17 protein-coding genes and 2 tRNA genes are annotated in these 20,594 nt (G+C 57.5%); 12 read left to right on the forward strand and 7 right to left on the reverse strand.

Annotated elements, in window-relative coordinates:
• Nucleotides 1–98: 98 nt before the first annotated feature.
• Nucleotides 99–440 (reverse strand): cupin domain-containing protein, encoded by a 342-nt coding sequence (locus tag ACN19L_RS16465; RefSeq protein ID WP_426490560.1) that lies wholly within the window; start codon nucleotides 438–440, stop codon nucleotides 99–101.
• Nucleotides 441–621: 181 nt separating this feature from the next.
• Here ACN19L_RS16465 and ACN19L_RS16470 point away from each other — a divergent pair, with 181 nt between their 5' ends.
• Complete coding sequence (locus tag ACN19L_RS16470) at nucleotides 622–1,452, forward strand: serine O-acetyltransferase (RefSeq protein WP_426490561.1); 831 nt, start codon at nucleotides 622–624, stop codon at nucleotides 1,450–1,452.
• Between the two features lie 110 nt (nucleotides 1,453–1,562).
• Complete coding sequence (gene cysK, locus ACN19L_RS16475) at nucleotides 1,563–2,483, forward strand: cysteine synthase A (protein WP_426490562.1); 921 nt, start codon at nucleotides 1,563–1,565, stop codon at nucleotides 2,481–2,483.
• A 194-nt stretch (nucleotides 2,484–2,677) separates the two neighbouring features.
• On the opposite strand, the gene ACN19L_RS16480 is transcribed toward cysK, so the two are convergent.
• From ACN19L_RS16480 to ACN19L_RS16495, 4 genes are all read right to left on the reverse strand, one after another.
• Nucleotides 2,678–2,751: transfer RNA gene (locus ACN19L_RS16480), tRNA-Ala, on the reverse strand.
• A gap of 38 nt (nucleotides 2,752–2,789) precedes the next feature.
• A tRNA-Ala gene (locus ACN19L_RS16485) sits at nucleotides 2,790–2,863 on the reverse strand.
• A gap of 141 nt (nucleotides 2,864–3,004) precedes the next feature.
• A complete protein-coding gene (locus ACN19L_RS16490; RefSeq protein WP_426490563.1) occupies nucleotides 3,005–6,349 on the reverse strand; it encodes a TonB-dependent receptor in 3,345 nt (1,114 codons plus the stop codon).
• Between the two features lie 151 nt (nucleotides 6,350–6,500).
• Entirely contained in the window at nucleotides 6,501–7,178 is a 678-nt protein-coding gene (locus tag ACN19L_RS16495) for a C40 family peptidase (protein WP_426490564.1), read from the reverse strand.
• 46 nt (nucleotides 7,179–7,224) lie between these two features.
• On the opposite strand from ACN19L_RS16495, the gene ACN19L_RS16500 reads away from it, so the two are divergent.
• On the forward strand, nucleotides 7,225–8,634 hold the full coding sequence (locus ACN19L_RS16500) for an FAD-binding oxidoreductase (RefSeq protein ID WP_426490565.1): 1,410 nt from the start codon (nucleotides 7,225–7,227) through the stop codon (nucleotides 8,632–8,634).
• A 177-nt stretch (nucleotides 8,635–8,811) separates the two neighbouring features.
• Here ACN19L_RS16500 and ACN19L_RS16505 read toward each other — a convergent pair whose 3' ends face one another.
• Nucleotides 8,812–9,342: an acyl-CoA-binding protein gene (locus ACN19L_RS16505; RefSeq protein ID WP_426490566.1), complete on the reverse strand. Its 531-nt coding sequence runs from the start codon at nucleotides 9,340–9,342 to the stop codon at nucleotides 8,812–8,814.
• A 126-nt stretch (nucleotides 9,343–9,468) separates the two neighbouring features.
• Between ACN19L_RS16505 and asnB the strand changes: the two genes are divergently transcribed.
• The 4 genes from asnB (at nucleotide 9,469) to ACN19L_RS16525 (ending at nucleotide 14,645) form a co-directional block, all read left to right on the forward strand.
• The gene (asnB, locus tag ACN19L_RS16510; protein ID WP_426490567.1) at nucleotides 9,469–11,376 is read left to right on the forward strand and encodes an asparagine synthase (glutamine-hydrolyzing); all 1,908 of its coding nucleotides are present in this window, start codon (nucleotides 9,469–9,471) and stop codon (nucleotides 11,374–11,376) included.
• Between the two features lie 63 nt (nucleotides 11,377–11,439).
• Nucleotides 11,440–12,162, forward strand: a complete 723-nt coding sequence (locus tag ACN19L_RS16515; RefSeq protein ID WP_426490568.1) for a glycosyltransferase family 2 protein — start codon at nucleotides 11,440–11,442, stop codon at nucleotides 12,160–12,162.
• Between the two features lie 56 nt (nucleotides 12,163–12,218).
• Entirely contained in the window at nucleotides 12,219–13,556 is a 1,338-nt protein-coding gene (locus tag ACN19L_RS16520; protein ID WP_426490569.1) for a UDP-glucose dehydrogenase family protein, read from the forward strand.
• Nucleotides 13,557–13,658: 102 nt separating this feature from the next.
• Nucleotides 13,659–14,645: a UDP-glucuronic acid decarboxylase family protein gene (locus ACN19L_RS16525; protein ID WP_426490570.1), complete on the forward strand. Its 987-nt coding sequence runs from the start codon at nucleotides 13,659–13,661 to the stop codon at nucleotides 14,643–14,645.
• A 127-nt stretch (nucleotides 14,646–14,772) separates the two neighbouring features.
• Here ACN19L_RS16525 and ACN19L_RS16530 read toward each other — a convergent pair whose 3' ends face one another.
• Nucleotides 14,773–15,879, reverse strand: coding sequence for an acyltransferase family protein (locus ACN19L_RS16530; protein WP_426490571.1), 1,107 nt, complete (start codon nucleotides 15,877–15,879; stop codon nucleotides 14,773–14,775).
• 229 nt (nucleotides 15,880–16,108) lie between these two features.
• Between ACN19L_RS16530 and ACN19L_RS16535 the strand changes: the two genes are divergently transcribed.
• The 5 genes from ACN19L_RS16535 to ACN19L_RS16555 all read left to right on the forward strand — a co-directional run bounded on the left by ACN19L_RS16535 (nucleotide 16,109) and on the right by ACN19L_RS16555 (nucleotide 20,593).
• Nucleotides 16,109–16,516 carry a sugar 3,4-ketoisomerase gene (locus tag ACN19L_RS16535; RefSeq protein ID WP_426490572.1) on the forward strand — a complete coding sequence of 136 codons (408 nt, stop codon included), beginning with the start codon at nucleotides 16,109–16,111 and terminating at the stop codon, nucleotides 16,514–16,516.
• A 187-nt stretch (nucleotides 16,517–16,703) separates the two neighbouring features.
• Nucleotides 16,704–18,020, forward strand: a complete 1,317-nt coding sequence (locus tag ACN19L_RS16540; RefSeq protein ID WP_426490573.1) for a DUF6056 family protein — start codon at nucleotides 16,704–16,706, stop codon at nucleotides 18,018–18,020.
• A 43-nt stretch (nucleotides 18,021–18,063) separates the two neighbouring features.
• Nucleotides 18,064–19,014: a glycosyltransferase family 2 protein gene (locus ACN19L_RS16545; RefSeq protein WP_426490574.1), complete on the forward strand. Its 951-nt coding sequence runs from the start codon at nucleotides 18,064–18,066 to the stop codon at nucleotides 19,012–19,014.
• Between the two features lie 71 nt (nucleotides 19,015–19,085).
• Nucleotides 19,086–20,198: a DegT/DnrJ/EryC1/StrS family aminotransferase gene (locus ACN19L_RS16550; protein WP_426490575.1), complete on the forward strand. Its 1,113-nt coding sequence runs from the start codon at nucleotides 19,086–19,088 to the stop codon at nucleotides 20,196–20,198.
• Nucleotides 20,195–20,593, forward strand: coding sequence for a sugar 3,4-ketoisomerase (locus ACN19L_RS16555; protein ID WP_426490576.1), 399 nt, complete (start codon nucleotides 20,195–20,197; stop codon nucleotides 20,591–20,593). Before ACN19L_RS16550 ends, ACN19L_RS16555 begins: the two co-directional genes overlap by 4 nt.
• Nucleotide 20,594 lies beyond the last annotated feature (1 nt).

Genomic DNA, 20,594 nt, shown 5'->3' on the forward strand with positions numbered 1-20,594 from the left:
TTCGGTTAGAAACCAAGCTCCGGACGGTTTGCGTGGCGTTATCAGACGCACGCAAACTACCCGGAGCTTGTACTTCCAGTGGGTAGCCGACAATTGAGTTATTCCTCGTCGCGGCCGTGGGCCTGGGCAGGCGGCGTGGTAGCTTCCACGGCCGAAAAGGTCTCCAGAATCTTGTAGGTGTGGGAGGCTCCTTTGGGTACTACCCAGGAGTTGCCTTGCTCCAACACTACCATCTGGCCTTCTATGTGCAGTTCGGCGCGGCCTTTCAGCACGTAGCCCACCGTTTCGTAGGGGCGGGCTGAAGGTTCTTTCGGCTCACCGGGCTGCTCGTTTTCCCAGAGGCGCATGGCCACGTTTTTACCGGAGGCCAGGTATTTTTCTCCCTCTGAGCCGGTGGGGGAGGTACGGGAATCTATCTTGGTGATGGTGGTATCAGCCATGGTACTGCGCGGATAAAAGAGGTGAACGGAACGTATAGCAGGGCTAACGCAGGGCGGCGGGAAGAGGTTGTTTCGGCGGAGCCCCAAACCTTCCGGGGGCGGGTAGGTTAAAAAAGGCCGTGGCAGCCCGCTGGTTTTTTGCTTTTCTTTGGTCTGCTGCCGCGCGCCCGGTTACGCCACCATGTACGACTCTGACTTTTTAAACTCACTGGCCCAGTCGCATCAGCACACGGCCGTACCGCTGCCAGCCGCGGCGTTCTGCCAGCTGGCCGACCAGCTGCTGGAAGTTCTTTTTCCGGAGCGGGCCGCCCGCCCCCTGCGCGACGCCGATGCTATTGCGGCCACGTTGCGGCTTTTGCAGGATGATCTGGCTGAGTTGCTGCGCGTGGTTCCAACGGCCCAGCCTGCCCCGCAACTGGCGGCCGCTCTGCTGGCCTCCCTACCGTTTCTGCGCGATACGCTGCTGCTGGATGCCGCTGCTATTGTGGCCGCCGACCCCGCCGCCCAGGGCCTGGCCGAAGTCATCAGCACGTATCCGGGCTTCTATGCCATTGCCATGCACCGTTTCGCCCACGGTCTGCACCTGCGCGGGGTGCCCCGGGTACCGCGCCTGCTCAGTGAGTATGCCCACCAGCGCACCGGCATTGATATTCACCCCGGAGCACAAATTGGCCCCTCGTTCTGCATCGACCATGGCACGGGGCTGGTTATCGGCGAAACCTGCGTTATCGGGGCCGGGGTGAAGATCTTTCAGGGCGTTACGCTGGGGGCGCTCAGCGTGGCCAAGCAGCTGCAGGGTATCAAGCGCCACCCCACTATTGAAGACCATGTGGTGATTTACGCCGGGGCTACTATTTTGGGCGGTAATACCACCGTAGGCAGTCATAGCATCATCGGGGGCAACGTGTGGCTGACGGAGAGCGTGCCCTCGCACTCCCGGGTCTACCATCAGGCCCAGATTCACGTTACCCGCTCTCAGGACCCTGCCGAAGACATAGTTTTCTCTATCTAGTCCTGGGATGCTGAAGTCCGGAATCTGCTTCAAACAGCACCATCCTAGCCTGTCGCTCCTGTTCAGCCACTAGTCTCAAGTCTTACTTCTCCTAGTCTTAGTTCCCAGAAATGAAAGCCAATTCCATTCTCGACACCATCGGCAATACGCCGCTTTTGCGCCTTACCAAACTGTTTGCCCACCGTCCCGATGTGGAAGTGTGGGTGAAGCTGGAACGGGCCAACCCCGGTGGCAGCATCAAAGACCGCATTGCCCTGAGCATGATTGAGCAGGCCGAGCAGGACGGCACGCTCACGCCCGACAGCACCATTGTGGAGCCTACCTCCGGCAACACCGGCGTGGGCTTGGCAATGGTGGCTGCCGTGAAGGGCTATAAGCTCACGCTGGTCATGCCCGAGAGCATGAGCATTGAGCGTCGTCGGCTGATGGCGGCTTACGGAGCCAACCTGGAGCTCACACCCCGCGAAAAGGGCATGAAAGGCGCCATTGAAAAAGCTCATGAGCTGGTACAGAACACGCCCGGGGCCTGGATGCCTATGCAGTTCGAAAATCCCGCCAACATTAAAGTACACCAGGAAACCACCGCCCAAGAAATTCTGCAGGATGTGCCTGAAGGATTTGATTTCTACATTACCGGCGTGGGCACCGGCGGCCACCTTACCGGCGTAGCTGAGGTACTGAAGCCGAAATTTCCCGATATGAAGGTGTTTGCCGTGGAGCCGGAACTCTCGCCCGTTATCAGTGGTGGAGCCCCCGGCCCGCACCCCATCCAGGGTATCGGCGCTGGTTTCATCCCCGCCAACCTGCACCAGAACGTGCTGGACGGTACCATTCAGATCAGCCAGCAGGAAGCTTTCGATATGGCCCGCCGTGCCGCCCGCGAAGAAGGCATCTTCATGGGCGTATCCTCTGGAGCCTCATTAGCAGCCGTAGCTAAAAAGCTGGACGAAGTTCCCCAGAACGGTCGGGTACTCACCTTCTGCTACGATACCGGGGAGCGGTACCTGTCGGTGGAGGGCTTATTTGTCTAACCACGAATTCCGGCAGATTTTCCGGCTGCAGCGAAGTAAAACGATAAGCTGCTTCGGCTTCATCGTTGACAAACAAAAAGGCCTTCCCGTCGGGAAGGCCTTTTTGTTTGTCAACGATGAAGCCGAAAAAATCAACCTGAACCTGTAGTACAACAAAAAAGCCCAACCCGAAGGTTAGGCTTTTATAACGGGAGTGGAGAATATCGGAGTCGAACCGATGACCTCTTGCATGCCATGCAAGCGCTCTAGCCAGCTGAGCTAATCCCCCGTTAGGTAAAAACTGCTCGTCAAGTACGAGTAGGAAAGTGGAGAATATCGGAGTCGAACCGATGACCTCTTGCATGCCATGCAAGCGCTCTAGCCAGCTGAGCTAATCCCCCAAGTAGTATGGCTACCAAACCGCCGGATGCGTTTTGGTTTGGCAAAAGTACGCCGGCTTTTCGATTTCGCAAGTAATTAATCAAAAAAAAGTGGGCTGACGATATCGTCAGCCCACTTTCAGGTGGCTAAGTGGTTGAGACTTAGTTGAAGATGTAGCGCAGGCCCACCTGCATCCGCCAGCGGGAACCTTCGCCCGTGTTGTAGCGGAAGGTTTGCGACAGAGGAGTGCCGGGGGTTGTTACACCGTTAGACGTGGTGGGATTCACCAGGTAGGGGTACGTGAAGCGCGGCTTGCCGGTACCGGATTCAAAATCCGAGAAAGTCAGCAGACCCGAACGGTTAGCGCTCTGACCTACACCCCACTCTTTGTTAATGAGGTTGCCTACGTTGAAGATGTCGAAGCTGAACTGCAGCGAGTTCTTGGTGTTACCAATGTTCGTGAATACGTCCTGCAGAATACGGGCGTCCACGAAGTTGATCCACGGAGCCACACCACCGTTACGCTCAGCATACTCACCCCGGCGCTTGCTGAGGTACTTGTCCTGCGAGATATAGGCGTCGAGGTCGGACCACTGCTGAGCAGCCGTGTAGGTAGTACCAGCCACGGTAATGTCGCGCAGTACAATCTCACCCTGGTTGCGAGGAATGTAGATCAGGTCGTTGTTGTTCTGACCGTCCCCGTTCAGGTCACCGTTGTAAGTGTAGGTAACACGGCCCTGAGGACCAGCGTCCATGAACAGCGAGAGCGTGGTAGCCAAGTGGCCCAGGTATTCCTTGCGGTAAGAGAGCGAACCTACTACCCGGTGCTGCTGCAGGAAGTTGGTGTAGCTAAGCACGTCTGCGTTCGGGTCGCCGGAAATCTGCCGGTCACGCCAGATCGATTGGGCAATCGAGCCACCATCGTTTACTGAGCGGGCATCGGCGTAGTTATAGGCCAGCGAGGCGGCCAGGCCGTTGTCGAAAGTTTTCTGCAGTTGAGCCGTTGCCGTGTAAGAATACCCTTTCTTGGTATTCTTCATCAGGATGGCATCCGTGATGTTGGTATTGATGCGGTTAACAGCCGTACCCAGCGCAGCCGGGTTGCGGTAGAGGATGCGGTTATCCGCACCCGCAGCGCGCACCTGCGAGTTGGGCAGGTTCACGTTGACGTGGTACACGCCATTGATGTCCTTGCTGTAGATACCTTCCAAAGTCAGCAGAATGTCGCCGGGCAGGCGCTGGTCAATGGCCAGGTTGGTACGCCATACCTGCGGGAAGCGGAAGTTCGGATCAGTTACGGCCAGGTTGTAGCTGGCAGCCGCTGCCGCGTTAACGGGCAGGTTAGCATCTACATTCGGCGAGAATACCACCGCTCCACCACCAGGCACCGTGGTGCTGCGGTACGTGCCGAACTGTACCCCGTTGTTGGAGGCTTGGTTGGAGATGTACACGTAAGGTACCCGACCGGTAAAGACGCCGGTACCACCACGCACTTGGGTTTTCTGGTCGTCGTTCACATCCCAGTTAAAGCCCAGGCGCGGCGACCAGAGCGGCCGCGTTTTCTGCACCTTATCAGTTTCCAGTCTCACGCCGTCGCGGAAGGTGAGACCGGCAGCCTGCTCGTTGCGGGCAATGTCGGTGTTGATAATTGGAATATCAGCCCGGATACCAGCCGTTACGCGCAGGTTCGGTAGCACGGAGTATTCATCCTGGGCGAAGAAGCCCAGCTGCACCGCTTTAATATCAGCAAAGGGGAACTCGCGGTTCGGCAGGGCTGAGTAGCGGAGTTCGTAGTCGCTGATAGCAGCGTTGTTTGCGCCGTTAGTACGCGGAGTCAGGCCACCGGTGGCCGGATCGTACGTGTAGCCGGCAGCAGCGTAGAAGTTAGTCAGCGAGGAGAAGCGGTAGCGTCCGTAGAAGTTCGGCGCAAACCCGTTACGGAACTTGTAGGCCTCGTTGTAAGTACCCACTGTGAGCACGTGTTTGCCCAGCGAGTACGTCAGGTTGTCGGAGAACTGGTACGTGTCAGTGTTGAGCACGTTGTTAGCCGAGAAAGGCTCATAGCCGAATGCCGTGAAAGCCTGACCAGCGCCGTTCTCAATGTCTACCAGCGGGAAAATTCCCCCTGAGCTCTCGCGGAAGTCACGCATACCCACGTACCCGATCTGCAGGTTGTTGGACAGACGCGAGGTAATCTGCGAGTTCAGCTCGCCGATATAGGAGTTCAGGTTGTTGTTAATACGGTAATAAGCCGCGAGGAAGGGCAGGTTGGTGCTGCTGGGACCCCGGCCTCCGGACGGTGCCCCCGAGCTGCTCGGCGGTACGTCGCGGTACGACTTCAAGTACGTGTACTTGAGGTTGAAGGTGTTTTTGGCGTTGATGTTCCAGTCCAGCTTGGCCGAAACTTTGTCGCTGTAGGTATTGAGACGGTAGTTCTCATACGGACCAGCCTCGTAGCCATACTGGTCGCGCAAGAAATTGGAGAGCTGGGTCAGTTCACGGGCCGAGGCCTGCGAAGTGCTCGAACCAATGCCAGGTGCGGGCGTTTCGCCGGGGCGGTTGGCGATGAGCGTCGTGCCCGGATCGTCGCGCCGCTCGCTTTCGGCACTCACAAAGAAGAACAGCTTATCCTTGATGATAGGGCCACCTACGCGGGCACCCACCTGCCAGAGGCTGAAATCGGGAAAAGCCTGCTTCAGGTCACGTACCCGGTCACCTACCAGGTTTTCGTTGCGGCGGAAGGCGTATACCGAACCGGTAAACTTGTTGGTGCCCGAGCGGGTAACGGCATTAATGCCAGCACCGGTAAATGCACCTTGACGAACGTCGTAAGGAGCCAGGTTTACCTGAATTTCCTCAATAGCATCAAGCGAAATCGGCTGCGAGTTGGCCTGCCCACCGATGGTAGATGACAACCCGAAAGCATTGTTGAACAGAGCACCGTCAATGGTTACGTTGTTCGACTGGCCACTGCGGCCACCTACGCTCAGACCCCCGCGGTTAGCCTGGGGCGTCAGACGAGTGAAGTCGTCAAACGAACGGCTCAGGGTGGGGAGGCGCTCAATCTGCTCGCGCTGCACGTTGGTAGCGGCACCTGTACGGCCGGAGTTGATAACCGGGTCGCGGCGGCCGCTTACAACTACTTCACCCAGCGTCTGCTCCGCTTCGCTCAGGTTAATGTCCAAGCGCAAATTCTGACCCAAGGTCAGAAAAATGTTTTCCCGCACCGCCTCTTTGTAGCCCACAAACGAGATGCGGATGGTGTAAGGACCACCCACACGCATGTTCTGCAGGTTAAAACGTCCCTCCGAGTTGGTGGGCGCTACGTACTGCGTGTTTGTAGGAGTGTGTACGGCAATAACCGTGGCTCCGGGCAAGCCTTCACCAGCCTTATCGGTAATAATACCGTTCATGGCCGACGTGGTACTACCCTGCGCCCAGCTCAACTGCGCTGCAAGAACCGCTATGGGCACCAGCGCCACTGAAGCGTAATGGTTGCGTTTCATAAAAGGGGGATTGATGAAAAAAGGGGGGTGCTTACTCGGGGTGAAAAAGCGGCGCAAAAGTACGGCCTGTTTCATGGTACTGCGTTACCGCAGTGTTATGATTCCGGCGACCTCAGGCTACCTGATTTCGGCGCAAAGGTAAAGGGAAAATTCACAATCTGGGTCGTACAGCTTTAATGAATCTGCTCAGATAGTAGTCAGATTCCAAGGCATTTTCAACAACCCCTAATGAGCTGGAAGAGTGTATGAACTGTACGCTTTCGGGCGAGGCTTCCGTCACCATGCCCACGTGCGTTATTGTTGCGCTGCCAGGTGAGGCTCCAAAAAATACCAAATCACCGGGGCGTAAGTCTTGAGGGCGCACGGGCTCCCCCCACGCCGCCTGCTCGTTGCTGGAGCGCGGAATAGCCACGTTAATGGCCGCAAATGACTCGTGCAGCAGCCCCGAGCAGTCCATGCCCTGGCGGGTGGTGCCCCCAAATTTGTAGGGCGTACCTTGGTAGGAGCGGGCCGTTTCGATGACGGCTCCCAGCTGGGCGGGTACGTTGGCGGGCAAGGGCCGCCGCACCACTGTTTTGCTGCGGCCGGCAGCAGTGGGCGTCTTGGTTTTGGTTTTGACCGTAGCAGTGGATCGGGCCGGCGTGCGGCGCCGGGCCGCCGCCTTCATGCGGGCCATATCCCGGGCCGAGTAGTAGCGGCCGTTGCGGTAGTTTACCTTGCTGGTGGGGCTACAGGCCCCCAGCCAGCTCAGCACACTCAGCAACACAACCGTCAGCAGCGGCCGGGACCACTGCCCTGAATGCCGTACCTTCGTAGCGTATTCGCGCATCGGGGCAAAGATACGCGAAGCTGTCATTTCACTCCTCATCTTTCTTATGGACTTTCAACTCCTGAAGCCCGCGCTACTCACCGAATTGGCCGCTATTGTGGGACCGGCCCACGTACTCACGGCCCAGGGTACTGAAGCTGACGTGTATGCCGACTACGGCCGCGACCATACCGAAGACCTGCAGTTTGTGCCGGAGGTAGTGGTGCGCCCCGGTAACGCGGAGGAAATCAGCCGTATTGTGCGCTTGTGCCACGAGCACCGGATTCCGGTAACGGCCCGGGGGGCGGGTACAGGTCTTTCCGGGGGAGCACTGCCGGTACACCAGGGCGTGGTGCTGAGCACGGAGCGGCTCAACCGTATCCTGCACATCGACGAGCGGAATTTGCAGGCCACCGTGGAGCCGGGCGTGGTGAACGAGGTGTTTCAGAACGCCGTGAAGGAAGTGGGCCTGTTTTATCCGCCCGACCCCGCCAGCAAGGGCAGCTGTTCATTGGGGGGCAACCTGGCCCACAGCAGCGGTGGCCCCAAAGCTGTGAAGTACGGTACCACGAAAGACTACGTGCTGAACCTGGAGGTCGTATTGCCCACGGGCGACATCATCTGGACGGCCGCTAACACACTCAAAAACTCCACCGGCTACAACCTTACCCAGCTCATGATTGGCTCGGAAGGTACGCTGGGTATCATTACCAAAGTAGTATTCCGGCTGCTGCCCTTCCCCAAGCATACCATTCTGATGCTGGTGCCCTTCCGGCAGGAGGAGCAGGCGGCCGAGGCTGTATCGGCGGTATTCCGGGCCGGTATTATTCCCTCGGGTATGGAGTTTATGGAACGGGAGGCCATTCTGTGGTCGTCGGAGTACTTGAAAATTCCGCTGACGCTGCCCGAAGACATCAAGGCCCACCTGCTCATTGAGCTGGATGGCCAGGACCTCGACCAGCTTTACAAGGAGGCCGAAGCGGTGTATGGGGTGCTGGAGGGCTACGATATTGATGAGATCCTGCTGGCCGATACGGCCGGGCAGAAGGATGACCTCTGGCGCATTCGTCGCAACATTGGCAATGCCGTGCGTTATAACTCGGTATATAAGGAAGAAGACACCGTAGTGCCCCGGGCCGAGCTGCCCACGCTGCTGGCCGGCGTCAAGGAAATCGGCCGCCGCTATGGGTTTAACTCCGTGTGCTATGGCCACGCCGGCGACGGCAACCTGCACGTGAACATCATCCGCGGCAACCTGACCGATGAGCAGTGGCACCACGGCCTGCGGCAGCCCATCAGCGAGATTTTTGAGCTATGCGTAAAGTTGGGCGGTACCATCAGCGGGGAGCATGGTATTGGGCTGGTGCAGAAAGGCTACATCGGCATTGCCCTCAAGGAAACCAACCTGGAGCTGATGCGCGGCATCAAGCGCGTATTCGACCCCAACGGCATCATGAACCCCGGCAAAATCTTTTAAATCACTGATGTTGCAGATTTGCGGATAACGCAGATTCGTTCGGGTAAGCAGCTAACGAGAGGCGTAGTAGTAAAACAGCGCAGGCTACCCAAGTTGGGTAGCCTGCGCTGTTCTGGTGCAGTAGTACAGTACGCTGGCACGAATCTGTGCCATCCCTATAGCTGCAACATCAGTGATTTAGCTTTGGTCGCCTTTCAGCTTGTCTTCGCCGCCGTAGGGTGCGCCGGCCGTAATATCACCGCGCAGACCGCCCTGCGATACGCCCGGACCCGTGGTGGGCTGCTGCGAAGTGGTAGTGTTGTCGTCATTCTGCACGTTGGGGCCGGAGGCTGCATCGGCGCCGCCTACCTGCGAGCCGGTAGCTGGGTGACCGTTGCCGGTAATCACGTTGGCTTTTTCCGCCACGGGTCCAGCCAACTCATTCACTTTCGCCACGTATTGGCGACGGGCATCGTCTTGGTCGAGGCCCTTGTATTTGCTCCAAGCGTCCCATTGAGCCTGGGACAAACCGCTCGGACCGTTGGGGTTATCAGGCGAGTCGTCACCTACCTCGTCGCGTTTGGTGTCATGGTCGCCCTCAGTAGCCTGCTTATACAAGCCGTACAACTCGTTCATGTGGGCGGCGGCCCGGTCGCCGGGTAGGCCGTCTACGCGCGTAACGGCCTTCTCAAATTCCTGCTGCAAGCTTAATTGGTCCTGTAAAGTCATGGTGCAAAACTGAAGAGTAAGGAATGGGAATGGAAGTTGTACTAGGGCAGCAGAGCTTAGGTTGCGGGAGGCAGCCAGTAGTTTTCTAAAACTCAAGTCCTGATAGTTCGTACTTTTGCGCGCCTTATGTGTGGAATCTCCGGAGTATTCGCTTTTACTGATGCAGGCCGCAGTTCGCTGGCCTCCCTACGTGCTTCAACTGACGCCATCGTGAGTCGGGGTCCCGATTCGCAGGGCCACTTCGTGTACGAGCGGTGCGGGCTAGGCTTTCGGCGGCTGGCCATTCTTGACCTTACGGCCGATGGGAACCAGCCCATGACCGACGAGTCGGGCCGCTACACCATCGTATTCAACGGCGAAATCTTCAACTTTAAGGAGCTGCGCCAGAAGCTGGTGGCCCGCGGCCACCGCTTTCATTCCCAGACGGATACGGAAGTGGTACTGCACATGTACATAGCCGAAGGCCGCGGCTTCCTTAAAAAGCTCAACGGCTTTTTTGATTTCGCCATTTACGATAAGGAGGAGGACTCCATTTTCCTGGCCCGCGACCGGATGGGGGAGAAGCCCCTGCTGGTGTACCGCGACGAGGACAAGCTACTGTTTGCTTCGGAAATGAAGTCGCTGCTGGCGCTGGGCATCCCGCGCAAGCTGGATTACGTGTCGCTCAGCCATTACCTGCAGCTGAATTACATTCCGGGCCCGGCTACCATCTTCAAAGGCGTAAAAAAGCTGCTACCTGGCCACTACATGTATATTAAGGGCAAGAAGGTGGTGCGCAAGCGCTGGTACAAAGTGCCCTACGACCCCAAGCGGGTTGAGAAAAACAAATTCAGCTACGAGCAGCAGCAAAAGCAGCTGGTGGATATTCTGGACGACGCCACCGCCCGCCGCTTGGTGGCCGATGTACCCGTGGGCGCCTTCCTCAGCGGCGGCATCGACTCCTCCGTGGTAGTGGCCTTGGCTTCCCGCCACACCCAGCACCTGAATACGTTCAGCATCGGGTTTGCCGACGAGCCGTTCTTCGATGAAACCAAGTACGCCAAGCTGGTAGCCGACCGGTACAAGACGAACCACACCGTCTTCTCCCTCACCAACCAGGATTTGTACGACCACATCTTCGATGTGCTGAACTACATCGACGAGCCTTTCGCCGACTCCTCGGCCCTGGCGGTGTATATCCTCAGCAAGCGCACCCGCGAAAAAGCTACTGTAGCCCTGAGCGGCGACGGGGCCGACGAGCTGTTTGCGGGCTACAACAAACACATGGGGGAATTTCAGGTGCGGCAGGGCGGCTTCAAGGCCGAGGCTGTAACCGGCCTGAATCTGCTCTGGGACGTGCTACCCAAATCCCGCAATTCGTTCTTCGGCAACAAAATCCGTCAGTTTCAGCGGTTCTCGCGCGGCATGCTCAGCGGCCCGAAAGACCGGTACTGGGACTGGGCCACGTTTGCCTCGGAGAAGGATGCCCGCGGCCTACTCAGCGCTGGCTCCCGCCGCAAAGTGGGCAAGAAGCTGGCTGAAAAGCGCCGCCGCGTAATTCTGGAAGACATTCACGCCGATGGCGACCTGAACGAGGTGCTGCTCACCGATACCAAACTGGTGCTGCCCTACGACATGCTCACGAAGGTGGACCTGATGAGCATGGCCAACTCCCTGGAGGTGCGCCCGCCCTTCTTGGATCCCAACGTGGTGCGCTTCGCCTTCTCGCTGCCCGTGTCGAGCAAAATCGACGCGAAGATGAAGAAGAAGATTGTGCAGGATGCCTTCCGGCCCATGCTGCCCGAGGAGCTGTACAAGCGCCCCAAGCACGGCTTCGAAGTGCCGCTGCTGAAGTGGTTCCGCGGCGAGCTGCGCCCCCTGATTGAGGACGACCTGCTCTCCGACAGTTTCATTGAGGCTCAGGGAGTATTTGACGTGGACGCTATTCGTAGCTTGAAAAAGCAGCTGTTCAGCAGCAGCCCCGGCGACGTGCACGCCCGCATCTGGGCCCTTATCGTGTTCCAGTGGTGGTGGAAACGGTGGATGATGAGCTAGGGTAGCCTTGGCCTCGAAGTTTTATCCGGTTTATTCATCCCAGCCCCTGTTCTCATCTCCGAAATGATTGCCCCCCGTAAGCTTTCCATCATTATTCCGGCTTACAACGAAGGCGCAACCATTCAGCTGATTCTGGACCAGGTGAAAGCCGTAGAACTGATAGGTGGATTTGCCAAGGAGATTATCTTGGTGAATGATTGCTCCCGGGACAACACAGAAGAAGTCATTCGAGGGTATATGGCCGCTAACCCGGACGTGCATATTCAGTACCACCGCCACGCCGTAAACCAGGGCAAAGGCGCGGCGCTGCATACCGGCATCCGGGAAGCTACCGGCGACTACATTATCATTCAGGATGCTGACTTGGAATATGACCCACAAGAGTACAACGTATTGCTGCGCCCGATCGTAAGGGGCGTGGCCGATGTGGTGTATGGTTCCCGATTTGTGGGAGGGCGCCCCCACCGGATCCTCTTCTTCTGGCACAGCATCGGTAATAAGTGGCTTACCATGCTCTGCAACGCGTTTGCCAACCTAAATCTGACTGATATGGAAACCTGCTATAAACTGTTTCGACGGGATATAGTACAGGGCCTGCGGTTGGAGGAAAAGCGTTTCGGCTTTGAGCCCGAAGTAACCTTGAAAATGGCCCGCGTGCCCAACGTACGCGTGTACGAAGTGGGCATCAGCTACTATGGCCGCACCTACGCCGAAGGCAAAAAAATTGGCTGGCGAGATGGATTCTGGGCCATCTATTGCATCATCAAATACGGCCTGCTGAGCTAATTCTCAGGGGACGTACAAAACGTTTTTTGTACACATAGTTAACCGACCTTTTCCATATGAAAGTTGCAGTAGTAGGCACTGGCTACGTAGGCCTTGTGACTGGCACCTGTTTCGCCGAAGTGGGCATTGATGTAACTTGCATCGATATCGACCAGCGTAAGATTGATAATCTCCATAAAGGTATTCTGCCCATTTACGAACCGGGATTGGAGGAAATGGTAACCCGCAATGTGGCCGCTGGCCGTTTGCACTTTTCTACTAAGTTAGCTGACGCTATTAAGGGCTGCGACGTGGCCTTTATTGCCGTGGGCACTCCTCCTGGCGAAGATGGCTCAGCAGACCTGAAATACGTGCTGGGCGTAGCCCGCGAGATTGGCGAGAACATGAGCAGCTACGGCGTGATTGTAACCAAGAGCACGGTGCCTGTGGGCACGGCGGCCAAAGTGCGCAAGGAGATTGAAGATGCCCTGGCCCGCCGTAACGAAACTATTGAATTCGATGTGGCCTCCAATCCCGAGTTCCTGAAGGAAGGTGCCGCCATCGACGACTTCCTGAAGCCTGACCGGATTGTGGTGGGCATCTCATCGGAGCGGGCGGAGGAAGTAATGCGCCGCCTGTACAAGCCATTCCTGCTTAACGGCCACCCCATTATCTTCATGGATATTCCGTCGGCGGAGATGACGAAATATGCGGCTAACTCTATGCTGGCTACCAAGATTTCGTTTATGAACGACATTGCCAACCTGTGCGAAATCATGGGGGCCGACGTGAACATGGTGCGCAAGGGCATTGGCTCCGACGCCCGCATCGGCACCAAGTTTATCTACCCTGGCATCGGCTACGGCGGCTCCTGCTTCCCGAAGGACGTGAAAGCCCTCATCAAAACCGCTCAGGAAAACGGCTACCAGATGCAGGTGCTGCAGGCTGTGGAAAGCGTAAACGAAGCCCAGAAGGAAGTACTCTACAACAAAGTGCAGAAGCACTTCGGCGACGAGCTGAGCGGTAAAAAAATTGCCGTGTGGGGCCTGTCGTTCAAGCCCAAAACCGACGACATGCGCGAGGCTCCCTCGCTGGTTATCATTGAGAAGCTTCTGGCCGATGGCTGCACCGTAACGGCTTACGACCCCGTAGCCATGGAGGAAGCCAAGCACTCACTCGGCGACCGGGTTACCTACGCTAAAGACCAGATGGAGGCCCTCATTGACGCCGATGCCCTGCTGGTAGTGACGGAGTGGCCCGAGTTCCGCGTGCCGAATTTTGAGGTAATGAGCCGTCTGCTCAAGCAGAAAGTTATCTTCGACGGCCGCAACATCTACGATGCCGCCGAATTGCAGGCGGCCGGCTACGCCTACCACTGTATCGGTATCAAAACCGCGCACCACGAGCCGGCTTAAAAAGGAGTTTCTCGTTTCTGGTGGTTGGTTTTTGGTCGTCATACAAGCTGGAACCAACCACCAGAAACAAGAAACCAACAACTAGAAACTCTCAGAAATACAATGGCTGATAAAAAACGAGTTCTGATTACGGGTGGGGCCGGCTTCCTCGGCTCCCACCTCTGCGACCGGTTTCTGGCGGAAGGCTACCATGTCATTGCCATGGATAACCTGATTACCGGCGACCTGAAAAACATCGAACACCTGTTCGGCAACGCGGATTTTGAGTTTCACCACGCCGATGTGTCGAAGTTTGTGTTTGTGCCTGGTAAGCTGGACTACATCCTGCACTTTGCCTCGCCGGCTTCGCCCATCGACTACCTCAAAATTCCGATTCAGACGCTGAAGGTGGGCTCCCTGGGTACACACAATCTGCTGGGTCTGGCCCGCGTGAAGGGTGCCCGGATGCTGATTGCCAGTACCTCGGAAGTGTACGGCGACCCGGAAATTCATCCCCAGGTAGAGGAGTACTTCGGCAACGTGAACCCCGTGGGCCCGCGTGGCTGCTACGACGAGGCCAAGCGCTTCCAGGAGGCCATTACCATGGCCTACCACACCCACCACGGGCTGGAAACCCGCATTGTGCGCATCTTCAATACCTACGGCCCGCGCATGCGCCTCAACGATGGCCGCGTATTGCCGGCGTTCCTGAGCCAGGCCCTGCGCGGCGAAAACCTGACGGTATTCGGCGACGGCTCACAGACCCGCTCGTTCTGCTACGTGGACGATCTGGTGGAAGGCATCTACCGCCTGCTGCTGTCGGACTACCCGCTGCCCGTTAACGTGGGCAACCCCGACGAAATCACCATCAAGGAGTTCGGTGAGGAAATTGCCCGCCTGACCGGCGTGGAGTTCAAGCCCGACTACCGCCCCCTGCCCACCAACGACCCCATGAAGCGCCGGCCCGATATCAGCAAGGCCAAGGAAATTCTGGGCTGGGAACCGAAGGTTGACCGTGCCGAAGGTCTGCGCCGCACGCTGGAATACTTCAAGGAAAACGTGCCGGGTGTAGTGAGCGGTGACGTAGACAATACGCCCCGCAGCTTCTAGGCCTGCACCTGCTCACGCTGCCAAGCCTAGCTAGGTGGCGCACCAAACGGATAAAAGAAGAGGATTCTCACGCTGGTGAGAATCCTCTTCTTTTATCCGTTTGGTGCACGTTGGAACACTATATATTTTACAAGGGGCCTGCCGGCGCATCGGGGAGTCGTAGCTTCAGGCGCAGGGCTCTTTCCTCTACCAGCTTCCAGGAAAGATACCCCATGATGTAGGCCCCGATGATGGAAAAGACAACCAGCTGCAGATACGAAGGGTGGAAGTAATATATCAGCAACTGCTGCACCGGCCAGCCCCACAGATACACGCCGTAGCTGATGTCGCCGAACCGGGGTAGTGCGGAAATGCCAGGGTAGGCCAACGACCCCAGCGGCACCAGGATAAGCGGAAACAGGAAGTAGGAAGTCCAGGCCATATGAGGCAGGCTGAGAACCAGCCCGAAGAAGACAACGAAGGCCGTACCCGCCAACAGATTGCGCCGCCGCTCCGTGGGCAGCGGCAACAGCGCCCAGATAGCTCCTCCAACGAAATACAGCGCCAGATGCACTACCTGGGAGGGTTTCAGCAGCCAGACCCCCAGGCCCGCTTCGGTGGCCGGATTGGCATTGGCATACAGCAGAAACCGGGCAGCCAGCAACCCCACAAATGCCAGAACCATCACCACCAGCATTGCCCGGGTATTTTTGCGGATGTACCAGGTAGAGGCCAGCACGATGTACATAAATACCTCTACCGGTATGGTCCACAGGGAGCCATTAATCAGGTGCCAGGGAAGCTGCTTAAAAACGCCGTCTATTTCGTACTGCATGCGTAGCAGGCCGCTGAAAAAGACGTAGTCCCGCACGGTATAGTGGCTGAAATACTGCACCGCACTCTTGTTGCTCACGAAGAAGCACACCCCGGCCATGATCATAAGTACCGTCCATAGCCCAGGAAAGATGCGCAGGGCCCGCTTGTAGAAGTAATCTACCAGTGAGTTGCTGCGCATCATGCTTTTGGTGATGAGCAAGCCACTCAGCACCATAAAGCCGGGTACGGCCAGAAACGTAAAGCTGACCTGTCCGCCCGTAAGTTGGTACAGTACATCCTCTTCCGGCAGCCCCAGCAGCGCGTAACTGTGGGTGATAATGACAAAAGTGGCAAACAGCAGCCGCAGAAAGTGAAAGTTGTTGGCGTGTGTAACGGAAGCCTTTTTGGCCGGCGGCGCAGATACAAGTGTACTACTCACGATGTTGGACAGGTTAAACGCCCGCAAAGATAGAAGAATGCCTGCCGGTGCCACCCAACTGTGCGCCAGAGAACGGCACCCGACCGCAGAGGCGCGTGCAGGCGCGTTTCTGCCGTAGTTTGTAGATTTGCTACGCTACCCTGCGTGGTACAAACAGAGTCCCTTCTCCTGCTTCTCTAATCAGCCTATGCCGTCAGGAATGGATGGTGCCCGGAACCAGCCGCACATAGTGAATTTTCCGCGTATCGGAACCCCCGAAACCGGGTGCATTTCGGTGGCGGAGGGTAGCCTGGTTCTGCCGTTTGCGGTGAAAAGGGTGTTCTGGACCTACTACACGCCCGAGAGCATCGTGCGGGGGCGGCATGCGCACCATCGTACCGAGCAGGTGCTGCTGGCCGTAGCTGGCCGGATTGTGGTGCTTACGGAAATGCCCGGTCAGGCAATTCAGACGTTTGTACTGGACCGGCCGGATATTGGGGTATACATTCCGCCACGCTGCTGGCATACGATGCAGTATTCCCAGACAGCCGTTCAGCTGGTGCTGGCTTCCGCCGAATACAACGAGGCCGACTACATCCGGAGCTACGCCGAGTTTCAGCTGCTGGCCGGGGCCAGGTCATCTGACCTAAAGCGGTGAGTGAGCTACCGGATTGTGCATAGTATAAAAATAAGCGGTGATGATACGCGGGTCGAGACGGAGTGGTAACGCATACAGGCTTTCCTGGGAGCAGTGGCAATGGATTGGCCTGGGAGCAGTGGTGAGCGTGCAGCTATTCCCGTTCCTCTTTCTTGGCTTCTTTAATCAGCCGTTTTACGATGACTACATGGAAGCCGTGCGGGTCCGGCAATACGGGCTGTGGGGCGCGCAGCGGCAGCTGTACCAGCACCATACCGGGCGATTCGTTACGTCCTGGCTGTTTACGGCCCTCAATCCATTGGTGTATGGGTGGGCCTGGGCCTTCCGCCTGATTCCGGGGTTCACGCTGGGCGGCCTTACGGGGCTGCTGTACTGGGTGAGCAAGCTGAGCTTGCCGCAGCTCCGGCGGTGGCAGCGCCTGCTGCTAGCCACCAGCCTGCTGCTGCTCTACCTGAGCACTCTTACCAATCACTACGAGGCATTGTACTGGTTTACCGGCATAGTCGTCTACCAGACGGGTACTGTTGGCCTGCTGCTACTCGGGATAAGCGCGTGGTACCACTGCCGGCAACAGCCCCGGGCGGGCTGGCCGTGGGTGCTGGGCAGTCTGGCCGTAGTGGGCAGCACGGCGGCCAATGAGGTAGCCCTGGCGCAGGCGATGCTGTTTCTGCTGCTGATGACAGCCGTGAGCTGGACCACTGCCTCCGGCTACCCCAACCGGAGGTGGTGGCTGTGGCTGCTGGTGCTGGGAGCGGTAAGCAGCGCCCTGAGCTTGCTGGCCCCAGGCAACTACCAACGGATGGATGTTACGCAGTTTGACCATCGGTTTCAGCTGGGATATTCCGTGCTGCATACGCTGGTTTCCGTGGCAGAAATTGTTACCCGTCCGGCGGTGTGGCTGGTCCTGGTAGCAGTGGCCGGTTACAGCCTGTATGCTTCCCGTAGTGCTACCGGCTGGCAGCTGCACCCGGTGGTAGCGGTGCTGTATTGGGTTGCCAGCATTGCCAGTGGCTTTTTTTCCTTTTGGTGGCTCGGCTTCGGGCCCGCCCCGGCGCGTACCGAAAACGCCATTATCGGCGGAGCTATGCTAAGTCTGGCCGTGCTGGTGCCGCCCGTTGCGCGGTGGGCCAGGTCGCGCAGGTACCTAGGCGGGGCGTTGTCCGTGTCCGGGAATGTGTGGTGGGTAGTCGGAATCGGGTTGGTGCTGACGGCCCGGAGCGCACCGTTACGGGCCTGGCAGCAGCTGCGCCACAACGCCTGGGCCTACGAGCAGCAGATGCAGCGGCGCTACCAGCGGCTGCATGCCGCTCGGCGTGCCCATCAGGCATCTGCAGTGCTACCTGGCTTAAAGCTGGCCGCTGACCGGGATATTTTTATGCACCCGGCCGATCTGGATACTGTGGCCGGCACCGAGCATAACCTCATGGTAGCGGCATATTTCGGGCTCGATTCCGTGCGGCTGGCCTCGCCTTTGGGTCGTGCCCCGGGCCGGGTCACCAGGTAGTACGTGCTGCGGCCACTACTACGGTTCTTCAGTACCTTGCAGCATGCCGAAGCTGTCCGTTGTCATTCCCTGCTACTTCAACGAAGAAAATATCCCCGTTACAGGCGCGGCCCTGGTGGCTAGTGAAGCCCTGTTTCCGGCTGGCGTCACTTTTGAATATGTGTTCGTAGATGACGGCTCGCAGGATGGCACCGTGGCGGCCTTACTTCGGCTTCGGCAGCAATACCCGGAGCGGGTAAGGGTAGTGGAGCTGGCCGGTAACGTAGGGTCTTACAACGCTATTGCCGCGGGCTGGCAGTACGCCACCGGCGAGTGTATTGCGGTGCTTACGGCCGACCTGCAGAACCCGCCCGAGCTGCTGGCTACCATGTACCAGTACTGGCAGCAGGGCATTAAAGTGGTAATTGCCAGCCGGCAGGACCGTCCCGAAAGAGGTTTGGCCCGCGCCACCGCTGAGCTGTTTCATTACCTGATGCGCCGCTTCGCGCTGCCGAACGTGCCCCAGGGCGGGTTCGACTTCCTGCTGATTGATAGAGCTGTGGCTCAAGAGGTACTGGCTCTGCAGGAGCGCAACAGCAATATCTTCTACCTCGTACTATGGCTGGGTTACCCCTACATCAACCTGCCCTACACCCGGCTGGCCCGCAGCATTGGCAAGTCCCGCTGGACACTCAGCAAGCGCGTAAAGCTGTTCGTGGATTCCTTCGTTTCGTTTTCCTTCTTGCCCATCCGGCTTATCTCCGTTGCCGGGCTGCTGCTGGGAGGCGGTGCTTTCTGCTACGGGCTGTACGTTATCGGCATGCGGCTGCTAGGGCTGCACGAGCCTGAGGGTTGGTCGTCGCTGATGGTGGTGATGCTGTTCGTATCCGCGTTCCAGATGCTGGCCCTGGGAATCATTGGCGAGTACGTGTGGCGGGGCCTCGATGCCGCCCGGAGTCGACCGCTCTACGTGGTAAAGCAGGCCCACGCGCCGGCGGCGTTTCCCGGTACATAATTGCGACGCACAGCAACGCTGTTGATAATTGCCTATTTTTGCCCCGCACAAACGCGCCTAACTTTTCGCCAATGAGTCATATTCCCTTTCTTGCCTTCGGTCCACAGCACAATGCAATCAGAGAAGAGGTATTGCAGGCAATGGCCAACGTGTACGACTCGCAGTGGTATGTGCTGGGCGAAGAAGTAAAGAAGTTTGAGGGCGAATACGCGGCCTTCAGTGACACTGAATATTGCATCGGCGTAGCAAATGGCCTGGATGCGCTGCACCTGGCCCTGCTGGCCCTGGGAGTGGGCCCCGGTGATGAGGTCATTGTGCCCTCCAACACCTACATCGCCACGTGGCTGGCCGTATCGTACGTAGGGGCTACCCCGGTGCCAGTAGAGCCAAACCCCGCCACGTTCAACCTCGACCCGGCCCGCATCGAGGCGGCCATCACGCCCCGTACCCGGGCCATCATGCCGGTGCATCTGTACGGGCAGGCCTGCGAAATGACGCCCATCATGGAGCTGGCCCGCAAGCACCAGCTTTTTGTAATTGAAGACAACGCCCAGGCGCAGGGGGCTTCATCGGGTGGAACAACCACTGGTAGTTTCGGGGATGTAAATGCCACCAGCTTTTATCCCGGCAAAAATCTGGGGGCTCTGGGTGATGCGGGGGCGGTAACCACCAACTCAGCGGAGCTGGCCCAGAAAATCAGAACCCTGCGCAACTACGGCTCGCAGCAGAAATACTACAACGAGGTAATCGGCTACAACTCCCGACTCGATGAGCTGCAGGCCGCCGTGCTGTCCGTGAAGCTGAAGCAGCTGCCGGAATGGACGCGCCAGCGCCAGCAGATTGCCCGGTGGTACGATGAGCAGCTGGCCGGCGTAGAGGGCGTGCAGCTGCCGCAGATTGCCGCCGGCTGCACCCACGTCTATCACCTCTACGTAATCCAAACCACGCGGCGCGACGCGTTGCAAAAGTTCCTGACCGAACAAGGCATCGGAACCCTGATCCACTACCCGGTTCCCCCGCACCTGCAGCAGGCCTACGCGGAGAGTGGCTATCAGGCCAGCGACTTTCCTGTGGCCGAGCAGTTGGCCGCTACTTGCCTGAGCCTGCCGATGTGGCCTGGTATGACGGAGCAGCAGGTAAAGCAGGTGGCGGAACAGATTCGTTTTTTTCTATCGGGCAAATGAGTGCTGAACCTATACTAATAGAGTTTCCCGTCATGGGTAATTCGGACATAGGCTATTTGACAGTAGCTGAAAGTCCATTGGTGCCGTTTGATATCAAACGAGTATATTGGACATACTACACATCTGAAAAAATAGCAAGAGGCCATCATGCTCATTATAATCTTCAACAGCTAATTTTTGCTGTCAGCGGCAGTATAATTATTACGTTGGAGGATTTGAGCGGAAGTGTAAAAGAGTTTCTACTTGATAAGCCAAGCATTGGTTTGTATGTTCCGAAATTACATTGGAGAACCATAAAATTTTCTAACAATTCGGTTTTGCTTTGTTTGGCTTCTGATAAGTTCTACGAAAGTGATTACATTAGAAGTTTTGAGGAATTTAAAAAAATAAAATAAA

Origin of the sequence: Hymenobacter sp. 102, assembly GCF_049949205.1 — a bacterium.
In the GTDB taxonomy this organism is placed as follows: domain Bacteria; phylum Bacteroidota; class Bacteroidia; order Cytophagales; family Hymenobacteraceae; genus Hymenobacter.

What these genes read in the sequence shown, in the direction of transcription:
- ACN19L_RS16465 (WP_426490560.1), bottom strand. Translation starts at nt 440, where the DNA reads ATGGCTGATACCACCATCACCAAGATAGATTCCCGTACCTCCCCCACC.
- ACN19L_RS16470 (WP_426490561.1), top strand. Translation starts at nt 622, where the DNA reads ATGTACGACTCTGACTTTTTAAACTCACTGGCCCAGTCGCATCAGCAC.
- cysK (WP_426490562.1), top strand. Translation starts at nt 1,563, where the DNA reads ATGAAAGCCAATTCCATTCTCGACACCATCGGCAATACGCCGCTTTTG.
- ACN19L_RS16490 (WP_426490563.1), bottom strand. Translation starts at nt 6,349, where the DNA reads ATGAAACGCAACCATTACGCTTCAGTGGCGCTGGTGCCCATAGCGGTT.
- ACN19L_RS16495 (WP_426490564.1), bottom strand. Translation starts at nt 7,178, where the DNA reads ATGCGCGAATACGCTACGAAGGTACGGCATTCAGGGCAGTGGTCCCGG.
- ACN19L_RS16500 (WP_426490565.1), top strand. Translation starts at nt 7,225, where the DNA reads ATGGACTTTCAACTCCTGAAGCCCGCGCTACTCACCGAATTGGCCGCT.
- ACN19L_RS16505 (WP_426490566.1), bottom strand. Translation starts at nt 9,342, where the DNA reads ATGACTTTACAGGACCAATTAAGCTTGCAGCAGGAATTTGAGAAGGCC.
- asnB (WP_426490567.1), top strand. Translation starts at nt 9,469, where the DNA reads ATGTGTGGAATCTCCGGAGTATTCGCTTTTACTGATGCAGGCCGCAGT.
- ACN19L_RS16515 (WP_426490568.1), top strand. Translation starts at nt 11,440, where the DNA reads ATGATTGCCCCCCGTAAGCTTTCCATCATTATTCCGGCTTACAACGAA.
- ACN19L_RS16520 (WP_426490569.1), top strand. Translation starts at nt 12,219, where the DNA reads ATGAAAGTTGCAGTAGTAGGCACTGGCTACGTAGGCCTTGTGACTGGC.
- ACN19L_RS16525 (WP_426490570.1), top strand. Translation starts at nt 13,659, where the DNA reads ATGGCTGATAAAAAACGAGTTCTGATTACGGGTGGGGCCGGCTTCCTC.
- ACN19L_RS16540 (WP_426490573.1), top strand. Translation starts at nt 16,704, where the DNA reads ATGGAAGCCGTGCGGGTCCGGCAATACGGGCTGTGGGGCGCGCAGCGG.
- ACN19L_RS16545 (WP_426490574.1), top strand. Translation starts at nt 18,064, where the DNA reads ATGCCGAAGCTGTCCGTTGTCATTCCCTGCTACTTCAACGAAGAAAAT.
- ACN19L_RS16550 (WP_426490575.1), top strand. Translation starts at nt 19,086, where the DNA reads ATGAGTCATATTCCCTTTCTTGCCTTCGGTCCACAGCACAATGCAATC.
- ACN19L_RS16555 (WP_426490576.1), top strand. Translation starts at nt 20,195, where the DNA reads ATGAGTGCTGAACCTATACTAATAGAGTTTCCCGTCATGGGTAATTCG.